The sequence below is a fragment of the Paeniclostridium hominis genome (assembly GCF_014306135.1).
In the GTDB taxonomy this organism is placed as follows: domain Bacteria; phylum Bacillota; class Clostridia; order Peptostreptococcales; family Peptostreptococcaceae; genus Paraclostridium; species Paraclostridium hominis.
The window spans coordinates 1040158-1052824 of sequence record NZ_JACRWD010000001.1 but is presented as its reverse complement, the minus strand read 5'-3'; the positions used below and the strand labels follow the sequence as shown (position 1 = coordinate 1052824).

Below are 12667 nucleotides of genomic sequence, written 5' to 3'. Positions count from 1 at the left end.
TATATTTATAATACTTTTATTTCATCATTAGGGTATATTATACCTTCTTTTATAACTTTTACAAATATGCCTTCTCTTGGCATAACACAATCTCCAGTTTTTTTCTTTATCTCACAACCACCATGACATTTTTTGCCTATTTGTGTAACTTCAACTTCACATTCCCCAATTTGAAGTCTCTGTCCTACTGGCAATTTATAAACATCTATGCCTTCTGTTGTTATATTTTCCGCAAAATCTCCAAATTTTAATTCATTAAATCCTTTAGATTTCATCTTATCTATACTTTCTTTTGATAATAAGCTTATTTGTCTATGCCAATTACCAGCATGAGCATCTCCAACTATCCCATAGTCAACTTTTAACTTGGCTTCATTTATAGGTGTTTTAATTACACCTTTTCTATCGCTTATATTTATTGATACAATCTTAGCCATAATATGCCCCACTTTCAATGTTATTTTTATCTTTTGTATATATAGCTTGTCTAACTATTTCTTTAAACATAAGAGGTTTATTTATATAATTTTTTATATCAACACCAGTATTTGAATGAATACAGGTTTTTATATATCCATTTTCATCTAATATAATCTCATTGCATCCTCTACAAATATTAAAGTCATTATGAGTATCTATGCTTATTATTCCCTTAGCATTATTTAAACTATAATATCTATACCTTTGGTTTACATAATTCATTTCATGTAAACCTTCTATATTATTTATTATATTTTGTATATTTACATATCCTCTTTTAAAAAAGTTAATAGAGCTAGATTCTGGAATTAATTCTGTAAAGTTTACTTCTACTGGTAAGCATTTTGTTAAATAAATAAAATCTAATATTTCATCAATATTAAAATCATTTATAAGAGTACAAATTATTTTTGTATTTAATCTTATATTTATACATTTATCTATAGTTTCTAAAACTTCATTAATATTTATTTGATGGTTTAATTTTTTGTATTTATATTGTTTTAAAGACTCTAGCCTTACAGCTATATTAGTAAGTCCATAAGATTTTAATTTACTTACTTTATCGCTAATTCCTTTTCCATCAGTTATTATACTTATATAATCTATATTGCACTCATTTTTTATATAGTAAATTAAATCATATAATTTTAATTCATCAATACTGTCATCTAAATCTAAATCAATCATATTTATACCAAGTTTAGTTACACCATCTATAATAAACTTCAAATCATTTACACTTAAAATAGAATTTTTACCTAATGATATAATAAGTTTATTTACTTCTCTATTATACCTATCCATCATAATTACAACACCTCTTTATAAGAAGTATATATTACTTCCTATCTTTTCTATGAGAAAGTTCTCCATTGTTTTTTACTAATAATATTTCAGCCATTATGCCAAATGCTATTTCTTCTACACTACTTGAAGATATATTAAGTCCTATAGGCGCATAAACTTTATTCAATAAGTTACTAGATACTCCTTCACTAATAAGTTCATCTTTTAAAGACTTCCATTTTTTTCGACTACCTATCATTCCTATATAGGCTACATCAGAATTTATTATTTCTCTTAAAGCTTCTATATCTTTTTCATATCCTCTAGTAGCTATAACTACATATGTATTATCACTTAAATTAATTTCATTTAATATTTCTTTTATGCTTCCTGAATAAACTTCATCTACACCTTTAAATCTTTCTTTATTAGCAAATTCACTTCTATCATCTACTACTATAGAATAAAAATCTAAACTATTAGAAATTTTATATACAGCATGACCTATATGCCCGCCTCCAATAATTAAAAGTTTAGGCTTTGGCTTAAATACTTTTATATATCCTTTAATATAGCCACCACACTTCATAGTAGCTTCTAAAGATTCTTCATTTAAAGAATATTCAAAGTTAAAATCTTCTCCACTTTTTATACAGTCTCTACATTTATTTATAACAGAATGTTCTACAAGTCCACCACCAATAGTTCCCTTTATTGTTCCATCTTTGAAAAACGCCATAATAGCACCTTGTTTTCCTGGACTAGATCCTTTGACTTCTGTAAGTGTAACAAAACAAACACGGTTTCCTTTTTCTAGCTCTTCATATACTTGCTTTAATATACCTTCATACATTTATATGTCACTCCAATTCATTAAAATAGCCTCTAATACTCCGCCAGCTACACACCTTGCTTTATCTGATATAGTATCACAATTTTTAATTTCATCAACCCTAGGATCTATATCAGCGATTTTCAAGTTTTTACTTACATTACTTCCATCCCTTATCATACCTCTTAAAAGTCCATCCATAGTAGCTAATACTTCTACATATTTATTACCCGTATTTATAGTTGCTATAACTTGATTTTTCTTTACTATATCACCTATATCACAAATGTTTTTTATAATTCCCGATTCTTTTGAGTACACTACTCTTTCTTTACTAAATCCATTTATATTACCAGGTATTCCTGTATTTTTAATTGCAAAACCGTTGTCTATTATCTTACCTAAATTATGACCTCTCATAGTTTCTATAACAAAATCAACATCTTTTCCTGCAAAGAAGCCAGGTCCTAATCCAATAGTAATAGGTGCCATATTAATATTAGTTCCTATATTTTTTTTAGCTATTATTGCATCTACTACAACTTTAGGCTTTAGCTTATAAATTAAATCTCCCTTTGGATCAATGGCCACACAAGCCTTTCTTAAATTAAAAGCATCTTTTAATTCTTGTTCATTTTTTACAAATTTACATGTAACATTATCTATGCATACTTCACCATCATAAATAGCTTCACTAAAGCATACTTTTCGTCTTATAGACAAGGGGTTTTTAACTTCTAATGCTAATACATTAAAACCACATCTATGAAGTTTATGAATAACACCAGTTGCTATATCTCCAGCACCTCTAACTATAATAAGATTATCAATCATTTTGTCCCCCTTAGTAACTTTTAAAATATTAATACCATTATACAATATATATACATATTTTTTAAAAAAATTTTGCATAATTCTGCAAATAAAAAAATGAATATCTAAAATTTTAGATATTCATTGATATAATTACTTATTTAATGCTAATTTCTTAGATTTTTTACAGTATATCTTTACTATCTTAGGCATAGTTTCTATACCAATATAGGCTAGAGTACAAGATAAAAGTGATGCTATCAAAATTGAAAATTTAGCTAAATTTATAGCTTGTAAATTTCCTTCAAATGCAATTTCTGTTACAAATATAGACATTGTAAATCCTATACCAGCAATTAAAGAAACTAAGAATATTGATGACCATCTAGCATCTTTTGGCTTTTCAGCTATGTGAAACTTAGTTGATAAATATGTAAATAACATAATTCCAAGTGGTTTCCCTATAACAAGTCCTAATATTACACCACTCATTAAATTCTCAGCACTTGCCATATTAAAACTTATATCTAAACTTATGCCTGTATTTGAAAAAGCAAATATAGGAAGTATTATAAGGTTACATAAAGGCGTAAAAAATCTTTCTACTTTTTTAGTTACATCAACCTTGCTATTTTTATTTTTTCTCTTAGTAGGAAACATCATAGCTAATATAACTCCAGCTATAGTTGCATGTATACCACTTATATAAAGCGAAACCCAAAGAATTAATCCTAGAATCAAATAAGGTGTTAAAAAATCTTTTTTACCTAGCTTATTTAATAACACTATAAAACCTACAATTATAAGTGCAAATCCTAAAGCATAATAGTTAAAATCTGATGAATATAAAAGTGCTATCATGAGTATTGATAATAAATCATCTACAACTGCCAATGATAATAAAAATATTTTTAGTGAAGAACTTAATTTATTTTTAAATATCATAAAAACTCCAATAGCAAAAGCTATATCTGTAGATATAGGTATACCAATTCCTAAAGAATAAGGAGTTTTTGAGTTGAATAAGAAAAAAATTATAGCAGGAAAAATAACACCTCCACAAGCGGCAATTATAGGAAATGCAGCTTTTTTTATATTTGAAAGATTTCCATACAATATTTCTTTTTTTATCTCGCATCCAACAACTAAGAAAAATATAGCCATGAAAAAATCATTAACAATCATATGTAAATTAAAATGATTAAATATAATTATTCCTTCAAATAAGTAATTATAAAAACTAACCAAAGGGCTATTGGCAATTATTAATGCAGCTACAGTAGCTATAAATAATAATACTCCTGGTAAAAGCCTCAGATTCTGTTAGCCTTATCTTTTTTTTGTTAAATGATTTTAAAGTTTTAGTATTTTGATAATTTAAATTCATTTCTATTCCCTCCCTAAGTACTGTTAAATATCAAAACTAACATTAATTCTAGTACAATATAGTTCGTATTTCTAGTAATTTAGTACTATATATATTGATTTTCGTTTTACCTTTTTCGATATTTTAGTACAAAATCATTTTTAAATCATATATTATTCGTGTTTTTAAAATTATATTAATATTAAAGGAATAAATTTATTTTAAATTCATTTCAAAGTTAATTTATTTGATGTATTTTGTCATAAGGCTTAGGAAGTTAAACAAATCACTAATATTTAATAAAACTCATATTATATTTAATAAAACTAAGGAGGTTTTTTATGACATCTTTTATTCTTTATGGCATTTGTATAATTCTTTGTATTATTTCTTTTATAAAAGATAAAGAAAAAACTAAACAAGCTTTTATAAATGGACTTAAATCCCTGGAGAATATAATGCCGCAATTTCTTTTTATAGCTATACTAGTGGGAGTAATTTTATCTATTTTAGACCCAGCTTCTATATCAAATCTCATAGGTAAAGATTCTGGTCTATTTGGAATAACCATTTCTTCTGCCATAGGGTCTATTACTACAATACCTACATTTGTGGCATTTTCTACTGGAGATTCATTACTAAAAAGTGGTGCTGGATATGCTCAAGTTGCAGCTTTTATTTCAACTTCTACAATGGTTGGAATATTGACTTTATCTTTAGAAGCTAAATATATAGGTAAAAAAGCAGCTTTTTATAGAAACTGTCTTGCGTTTATATTTTCATTTGTAGTTGCAATAATGATAGGAGGTATTTTAGGATAATGAATGCACAATTTTTAATTAATAGATATAAGTACTTCTTAATAAGTTTTTTGATATGTATAATAATATACTTTGTAGATAGTAACTTGGGAATCAATATTTTTATTAGTACTAAATCTAGTATAGACCAAATGTTATCTGTATTACCAGCTATAATGATACTTTTAGGCCTTTTAGATGTATGGGTTCCTAAAGAGTATTTTATAAAATATATGGGATCAAACTCTGGAGTTATAGGAATTACCTTGACATTTTTAATTGCATTTTTTTCTGCTGGACCTATGTATGCAGCATTTCCATTTACTGCTGTATTGATAAAAAAAGGAGTTAAATTTTCTAATATGATAATCTTTTTAAATGCCTGGTGTGTTACTAAATTTTCTACTTTATTATTTGAAGTTAGTGCGCTAGGCTCTGATTTTACTTTAATAAGACTTATTATTGATATTCCAGGGGCTATAATTATGGGATATGTAGTCGATTATATTGTAAATAGAAAAAGGACTATAGGTTAAGCCTATAGTCCTTTAATTTTATCATTTAAAATTAAAATTCTAGTATCTTTTTGTACTCATCATTATTTAATCTTTTTATAAACTCACTCATAAGTTTTACTGTGTTATCATAGTCATCTTTGTGTATTATACTAGCATGAGAATGTATATATCTAGTAGGAATTCCTATACTAATACATGGAGCTCCATCATGTGCTAAGTGCATTTGACTTGCATCTGTTCCACCAAATGGAAGAGCATTTATTTGATATGGTATTTCAAGCTCTTCAGCCAAATTGACTAAGTAATTTTTAAGACCTATATGACCTACAGTTCCTCCATCAAATATATGTATTTGAGGGCCATTACCAAGTTTACCATCACCTAATCTAGTGTCATTTCCAGGAGTATCATTAGCTATACTTACATCTAGTGAAAAACCTACATCTGGGTTTATTACTTGAGAAGCTGTTTTTGCACCTCTGCATCCAACTTCTTCTTGTACTGTTCCTACAGCATATACTATATTTTCATGTTTTTGATTTTTAATTTCTTTCAATATATCTATGCATAATGCGCATCCAACTCTATCATCCCAAGCTTTAGCTAATAAGTATTTAGTATTTGCCATTTTAGAAAATTCAAAGTATGGAGTAATCATATCTCCTTGCCTTATACCTAATTTTTCAACTTCTTCCTTTGAGTCAACTCCTATATCTATAAACATAGTATCTTTATCTATAGAGGCTTTAGCATCTTTACTTGGCTTTGAATTTATTATACCTATGTATTCATCACCTTTAGAAGTCGTTATTATAACCTTTTGACTCCCCATAACTTTACCATTCCATCCACCTAGTGTTTGAAAAGTTATAAAACCTTTATCATCTATATTTGCAACTAAAAAACCAATTTCATCCATATGCCCTGCCAACATAATTTTAGGGCCATCTTCATTTCCTATTTTTTTGCATATAAGACTTCCTAGTTTATCTGTTGAGATTTCATCTACATACTGATTTATATAATCTTTCATTAAATTTCTTATATCTTTTTCATTTCCTGGTATCCCCTTAGCTTCTGTTAACTTTTTAAACATTTCTAACTGGTTATTCATATTTTATCCCCCTTAATGTATAATCTCTATAAGTATATCTATGTTTTAATAGTATTTTAATTATTTTCTGAATTTTCTAATAAATTATCCTTTAAAGATATAAAAAATACAGTATATGCCTTATTTTATCCTTGTATATATATATCTATAGTTCTTCTTCCCCAATCATAGGCTTTACCCTCACTATTCATAAAGATATCTATCTTATTACCTTTTATAGCTCCACCACAATCTTCAGCTATAAAAGTTTGGCCAAACTGAGGTATATAAACTCTAGTTCCATAAGGTATAATTCTAGGATCAACTGCTATAGTTCCCCATTTAGGAACTGTTCCTGTAGCAGTTATAGTATCTCCTGCGTAAGCTGTTGCTACTACACTCATATGGTTTCCAGAAGATGAGTTGCTTGAAGCTACTACAGTGTTTGAAGAATCGCTTGAATTTTTATCTGAATTGTTATTTGTTGATGTGTTTAAAGATGTTTTAGACTCTCTTTTCATATTTTCGCCTCTAGCTGTAGCTACTACAACTTCTTCAACTACCTTAGTTCCTTTTTTAATTATCTTATCTTGAGGTTTTTTAGATACTAGCTCTTTTGAAAAATTCTTTTCTACTAGCTTTCCATTGTGATATACAACATCGTATACTAAACTATTTTTCCCTTTTTCTCCTTCTTGAGATACTACTGATTTACCTTTTAATAAGTTTTTGTCTGACACAACCTTGGTTTCAAAATCTATTTCTTTATATTCAGATATAGTTCCTTTAGATACATTTACAAGTTCTATAACCATATTGTCCTCTAATTTAGTATCTAATTTAGCATTTTCTTTTTTATTTTCATTTAAAGTCAAATTTATTATATCATTTTTATCAAATTTTAAATTGTGCTCTTTTATAACTTCATCTATAGTATATTTAAAAGTAGAGATTTCTTTTGCTTCTTTATTAGAGATTATTTTTATTTCTTTCTTTGCTGTTTCATAACCGTAAAATAATCCTCCAACTATAGCTAATACACTACATAATCCTATTAAAATTTTCTTATTTTTTAGCTCCATATAAAATCTCCTTTCTTATTTTTATTAATCTTGTATAGTAATGTATATTAAAGGGATTTTCAAAATATGTAACCTTTTTGTAACTTTTATATTCCGTTTAAATATAAAAAATGGTGTAACCTAGTTAATAACTAAGTTACACCATTTAAAACTTTATAAAATAACTTTTATTTTTTCATTTATACTTATAGATTTATAATCTACATTACAATCATAAGCAAGTACAATTACTTTATTTAAACTAGCATTTTTTAATACATTTGCAAATTCTTCATGCATTTTAGTATTAGGTGTAAAGTACTTAACACCTTTCATTTGTATTACGAATAGTATATAGCTTATATATCCATCTTTACTAGCTTCTACAAGCTCATTAATATGCTTAACGCCTCTTTCAGTCTTTGCATCTGGAAATAATACAACACCATTTTCTTCTAAAGTAACACCTTTTACCTCTACAAAAGCTTTTTTATTTTCAGTTTCTATATAAATATCAAATCTAGAAGATTTATATGTTTTTTCAGCTTTTATATAGGTAATTTCTTCATCTAAACCTGGTAGTATTATATCTTTATTTACTAAAGCCTCATAAACCACTTTATTTGGAACTTGAGAGTCCATATTAATAAGTCTATCTCCTTTTAAAACACTTATTAAAGAATATTTTGTTTTTCTATTTGGATTATCGTGTTCTTGAAGATAAACTGTACACCCTTCAATTAGTAGTTCTCTACATTTGCCAGTGTTTTTAACATGAACTATTTCTTCTTTTCCATTTACAATACAATGTGCTATAAATCTATTAGGTCTTTTTATAAATGTAGCCTTTACCATATTTTCATATATCATTTTATATATTCCTTTACTAATCTACAGATTTTAATGATTCAACCATTTTAATTTTCTTTAACTTATAATACATACACAAGTTTACTAGCGTTGCAAATACAAATGTTAGTAAAGCTGATAATATAAAGCTTATAACTTTTATTTCTCTTCCAAACATAACAAAATCTAACTCTGCTGTAGTCATTATAAAGCTATGTAGAAAAATCCCTAGGAAAAGACCTAAAATTGTTCCTATTATAGTTAAAATTATATTCTCTCTAAATACGTAAGAAGATACTTCTTTATCATAAAATCCTAATACTTTAATAGTAGCTATTTCTCTTATTCTTTCACTTATATTAACATTTGTAAGATTGTATAAAACTATAAAGGCTAGTGTTCCAGCCGATACTATTATAAGTATTACAACACTGTTTAAATTAGATATCATATCAGAAAAAGATACTTTTGCATTTGTATTAAATGTAGCTGAACTTATATTCTTTAACTTCATCATATCTTTTCCTAACTCGTCTTCTGATATTTTATTATTCTTTGTATTTATAAGTATTTGATTGAATTTAACATTTACTTTAAATGTTTTTTCGTATAATTTAGGACTCATGTATATATAGTGACCTACATAATTTTCAACTATTCCATCTACTTTAACTTTAAAAGTTTTATTTTCTTCATTTTTTATAGTTATTAAATCTCCTGTTTTAACTTTAAGTAGCTTAGCTAGTTTTTCAGAAATTAAAACACCATTATCATTTAATTTATACGTTTTATTACTTACCCTATTCTTAAGACTTATAAATTTATTTATATTATCTTTATTTTCAGGAACTATAATATTTACATCTTTTTGATTAGAGTTTTTACTTACTTTAAAGCTTTTACTTTTAATATTTAAATAGTCGTTAATTCTACTATCTTTACTTATACTATTTATTTCATTGCTTTTAACATTTTTGTTCACATCTTTACTATAAGTCAGTGTTAAATTGTACTTCATTACATTATTGTATTGATTATCTACTATAGAAGATATGGAGTCTTTTATTCCAAATCCAGTAACTAAAAGAGCACTACATCCTGCTACACCTATTACAGTCATAAAAAATCTCTTTTTGTATCTAAATATATTTCTACAAGTTACTTTTTGTGTAAAGTTTAATCTACTCCATATAAATGGTATACGTTCAAGTAATATACGTTTCCCTTCTTTAGGAGCCTTAGATCTCATCAATGTAGATGGAACTTCCTTTAATTCTTTGTAACAAGAATATACAGAAGCTAACGTAGTTGTTAGAACTGCTATTATAGTAGATATTAACAATAATTTCATATCAAAACTTAAATTAACACTTGGAAGTGTATAAGTCGTGCTTGTATATGCATTGTATATTATTGAAGGAAAAACTGTAAGCCCTATTATATTTCCTAAAATACTTCCTCCTACACTAGCTATTAATGAATATAATACGTATTTAAGCACTATAGAGCTTGAGTTATATCCCAACGCTTTCATAGTACCTATATTTATTCTTTGCTCGTCCACCATTCTAGTCATAGTAGTTAAACATATTAATGCTGCTAATGAGAAGAAAAATACAGGGAATATTTTAGATATTGATTCTATACTTTCTGCAGAGTTTTTATAATCTACAAATCCGTAGTTTGCATTTCTATCAAGTACATACCACTTTCCAGATTTTATATCCTTAATCTTTTGCTCCTCTCTTAATATTTTAACTTCTGCTTTTTCTAATTCAGTTTCAGCTTTTTCTTTATTTTTATTATATTCTTTTTTACCTTTATCTAGAGCTTCTTTACCTTTATTTAGTTTGGCTTTAGCTTTTTCAAGTCCATCTAATGCTTCTTTCTTATTAGTTTTTATATTGCTTTTTTGATGATTTATTTCTTCTTTTCCTTTTTCTACAGCATTCTTAGCCATTAATAATTTTGACTCTGTTTCTTTAAATGATTGTTCTTTAGCCTTTAGTTTTTCATTAGAATCGTTTAATAAATCTTCTGAGATTTTTAATTTCTCTTTACTTTGATTCAATATGACTTCTAGCTCTTTTCTTTTAGCATCATCTACATACTCATTAGACATTAAACTTTCTATACTAACTATATAATCTTTAAGAGTTATAATTTCACTTTCTTTTACCTTTAACTCTTCCTTAGACTTATCTATTTGTTGTTGAATAGAATCTTTATTTTTATTGAATTCTTCTATTTTTTCATTTAGATGTTTTTCACTATCTTCTAATTTATTTTCTTCTTCTTTTATTTTTTCTTCTGATAAAGAAAAAGTATTGTTTAATTCTTTTTCTTTTTGATTTAATTCATTTAAACTATTATTAAGATCTTTCTCAGATTTTTTGAGATTATTATTAGCTAGAGAAAGTTCTTCATATACTTTTTTCTTTTGATTTTTTAATTCATTTTTTCCTTCATTTAATTTTTTATTAGCTTCATTTTTAATATCTTCATATCTTAAATTTGCTCTTAAATTTCCTATATCCTCTATAGTATTTTTAGTTTCTTTTATGTGATCTTCATACTCATTAACATAAGAATTAAACTTCTTAGAATCTTTAGCTGTAACATAAATTTCTGTATAATCATCTAACTTAAATTCCTTATCAGGAACCATTATAAAGCTATCTAGTTGTCCATTACCTATATTACTACTACCTTTAGCATTTGATATATAATATGGAGTTTCAACTTTTCCTACAACTTTATATTCTGTATTTCTTAAAGTATCACTTAGATCTTCTTTATTATCACCATAAAGCTTTAGGGTACTTCCTATTGGAATATTTAACGAGTCTTCTATGACACACTCTCCTAAGTTTTTAGGATATCTTCCTTTTGTTATTTTAACTTTATTTATGTAATCTTTGTTCTTTTCATCATCAGGTAATCCATGAACCTTTAAAACTAATTGATTGGTACCAATACTTGTTAAAACTTCCTTGGAGTGTGTAGGATATACATTGTCAACTTTATCCACATTAGAAATAGCTTTAATATCTTCATCTGTTAATCCTAAATTTGATATTACAGTTATATCCATTAAATTATTGTCATCATAATATTTATCTGCAGTTAGCTTCATAACTGGTGATGCGACTTTTATACCAGTAAAAAAAGAAACCCCTAATGTTATTATGGCAAATACAGATATAAATCTCCCTTTAGATTTTTTTATTTCTCTAAATGTATCTTTAAGTAAAGGGTTTTTCATTCTTACCACTCTATCCTTTCTATAGGAATAGGCTTTTCATTCTTTAATACATTATGTACTTTACCATTTTTAACTGTTATAACTTTATCCCCCATAGGAGCTATTGCCATATTATGGGTTATTATTACCACAGTCATTCCAAGGTTTTTATTTGTATCTTGAAGTACTTTTAGTATATTTTTGCCAGTGTTATAATCTAGTGCTCCTGTTGGTTCATCACATAGCAAAAGTTTTGGATTTTTGGCTAATGCACGAGCTATAGCAACTCTTTGTTGCTCTCCTCCCGATAATTGAGATGGGAAGTTATTTTTTCTATGATCAAGGCCTACAGAACTTATAACATCTTCAGGACTTAAAGGGTTTTTACATATTTGAGTTGCTAGTTCAATATTTTCTATTGCAGTTAAATTTTGAACTAGGTTGTAAAATTGAAATACAAATCCTATATCATGTCGTCTATACTTAGTTAATTCTTTTTCATTATATAAACTTATATCATTATTATCTACTAATACACTCCCTGATGTTGAGGTATCCATTCCGCCTAGTATATTCAATATAGTACTTTTTCCGGCTCCACTAGCTCCTACAACTATCACAAGTTCTCCTTTATCTATAGTGAAGTCTACACCATCTAGTGCATTTATTTTTACTTCTCCCATAGAATAGGTCTTTTTTACATTTTCAAATTTTATGTAGTTTTGCATATCATCTCCTCCTGTTTCTCCTAGTAATTATACACTATTTAAGCTAATAACTGAATGTAGTTATATATTTAAATTAAATATTTAAGGGAGCTAT

General features: G+C 26.7%; 12 protein-coding genes. 2 read left to right on the top strand and 10 right to left on the bottom strand.

Annotated features, from left to right (window positions below):
* Nucleotides 1-5 precede the first annotated feature (5 nt).
* The 5 genes from H8891_RS04925 to nhaA form a co-directional block, all read right to left on the bottom strand.
* The gene (locus H8891_RS04925) at nucleotides 6-437 is read right to left on the bottom strand and encodes an MOSC domain-containing protein (RefSeq protein ID WP_187005444.1); all 432 of its coding nucleotides are present in this window, start codon (nucleotides 435-437) and stop codon (nucleotides 6-8) included.
* Nucleotides 430-1290 carry a radical SAM protein gene (locus H8891_RS04920; RefSeq protein ID WP_147544446.1) on the bottom strand — a complete coding sequence of 287 codons (861 nt, stop codon included), beginning with the start codon at nucleotides 1288-1290 and terminating at the stop codon, nucleotides 430-432. Before H8891_RS04920 ends, H8891_RS04925 begins: the two co-directional genes overlap by 8 nt.
* Nucleotides 1291-1321: 31 nt before the next feature.
* Nucleotides 1322-2122 (bottom strand): XdhC family protein, encoded by an 801-nt coding sequence (locus H8891_RS04915; RefSeq protein WP_187005443.1) that lies wholly within the window; start codon nucleotides 2120-2122, stop codon nucleotides 1322-1324.
* The gene (yqeB, locus tag H8891_RS04910; protein WP_187005442.1) at nucleotides 2123-2935 is read right to left on the bottom strand and encodes a selenium-dependent molybdenum cofactor biosynthesis protein YqeB; all 813 of its coding nucleotides are present in this window, start codon (nucleotides 2933-2935) and stop codon (nucleotides 2123-2125) included. It abuts the gene before it with no gap.
* 132 nt (nucleotides 2936-3067) lie between these two features.
* Nucleotides 3068-4231 (bottom strand): Na+/H+ antiporter NhaA, encoded by a 1164-nt coding sequence (gene nhaA / locus H8891_RS04905; protein WP_187005970.1) that lies wholly within the window; start codon nucleotides 4229-4231, stop codon nucleotides 3068-3070.
* A 390-nt stretch (nucleotides 4232-4621) separates the two neighbouring features.
* Between nhaA and H8891_RS04900 the strand changes: the two genes are divergently transcribed.
* Nucleotides 4622-5101 carry a permease gene (locus H8891_RS04900; RefSeq protein WP_187005441.1) on the top strand — a complete coding sequence of 160 codons (480 nt, stop codon included), beginning with the start codon at nucleotides 4622-4624 and terminating at the stop codon, nucleotides 5099-5101.
* Entirely contained in the window at nucleotides 5101-5616 is a 516-nt protein-coding gene (locus tag H8891_RS04895) for a permease (protein ID WP_187005440.1), read from the top strand. Before H8891_RS04900 ends, H8891_RS04895 begins: the two co-directional genes overlap by 1 nt.
* 31 nt (nucleotides 5617-5647) lie before the next feature.
* On the opposite strand, the gene H8891_RS04890 is transcribed toward H8891_RS04895, so the two are convergent.
* From H8891_RS04890 to H8891_RS04870, 5 genes are all read right to left on the bottom strand, one after another.
* Nucleotides 5648-6712: a M42 family metallopeptidase gene (locus H8891_RS04890; RefSeq protein ID WP_187005439.1), complete on the bottom strand. Its 1065-nt coding sequence runs from the start codon at nucleotides 6710-6712 to the stop codon at nucleotides 5648-5650.
* A 125-nt stretch (nucleotides 6713-6837) separates the two neighbouring features.
* The gene (locus H8891_RS04885) at nucleotides 6838-7773 is read right to left on the bottom strand and encodes a G5 domain-containing protein (RefSeq protein ID WP_187005438.1); all 936 of its coding nucleotides are present in this window, start codon (nucleotides 7771-7773) and stop codon (nucleotides 6838-6840) included.
* Nucleotides 7774-7926: 153 nt separating this feature from the next.
* Nucleotides 7927-8622: a DNA/RNA nuclease SfsA gene (gene sfsA, locus H8891_RS04880; RefSeq protein ID WP_187005437.1), complete on the bottom strand. Its 696-nt coding sequence runs from the start codon at nucleotides 8620-8622 to the stop codon at nucleotides 7927-7929.
* A 16-nt stretch (nucleotides 8623-8638) separates the two neighbouring features.
* Entirely contained in the window at nucleotides 8639-11866 is a 3228-nt protein-coding gene (locus tag H8891_RS04875; protein WP_187005436.1) for an ABC transporter permease, read from the bottom strand.
* A 2-nt stretch (nucleotides 11867-11868) separates the two neighbouring features.
* Entirely contained in the window at nucleotides 11869-12573 is a 705-nt protein-coding gene (locus H8891_RS04870) for an ABC transporter ATP-binding protein (RefSeq protein ID WP_187005435.1), read from the bottom strand.
* Nucleotides 12574-12667: the final 94 nt, after the last annotated feature.

Bases quoted from the DNA above. Each gene is read 5' to 3' on its own strand.
- H8891_RS04925 (WP_187005444.1), bottom strand. From the start codon at position 437: ATGGCTAAGATTGTATCAATAAATATAAGCGATAGAAAAGGTGTAATT.
- H8891_RS04920 (WP_147544446.1), bottom strand. From the start codon at position 1,290: ATGATGGATAGGTATAATAGAGAAGTAAATAAACTTATTATATCATTA.
- H8891_RS04915 (WP_187005443.1), bottom strand. From the start codon at position 2,122: ATGTATGAAGGTATATTAAAGCAAGTATATGAAGAGCTAGAAAAAGGA.
- yqeB (WP_187005442.1), bottom strand. From the start codon at position 2,935: ATGATTGATAATCTTATTATAGTTAGAGGTGCTGGAGATATAGCAACT.
- H8891_RS04900 (WP_187005441.1), top strand. From the start codon at position 4,622: ATGACATCTTTTATTCTTTATGGCATTTGTATAATTCTTTGTATTATT.
- H8891_RS04895 (WP_187005440.1), top strand. From the start codon at position 5,101: ATGAATGCACAATTTTTAATTAATAGATATAAGTACTTCTTAATAAGT.
- H8891_RS04890 (WP_187005439.1), bottom strand. From the start codon at position 6,712: ATGAATAACCAGTTAGAAATGTTTAAAAAGTTAACAGAAGCTAAGGGG.
- H8891_RS04885 (WP_187005438.1), bottom strand. From the start codon at position 7,773: ATGGAGCTAAAAAATAAGAAAATTTTAATAGGATTATGTAGTGTATTA.
- sfsA (WP_187005437.1), bottom strand. From the start codon at position 8,622: ATGATATATGAAAATATGGTAAAGGCTACATTTATAAAAAGACCTAAT.
- H8891_RS04875 (WP_187005436.1), bottom strand. From the start codon at position 11,866: ATGAAAAACCCTTTACTTAAAGATACATTTAGAGAAATAAAAAAATCT.
- H8891_RS04870 (WP_187005435.1), bottom strand. From the start codon at position 12,573: ATGCAAAACTACATAAAATTTGAAAATGTAAAAAAGACCTATTCTATG.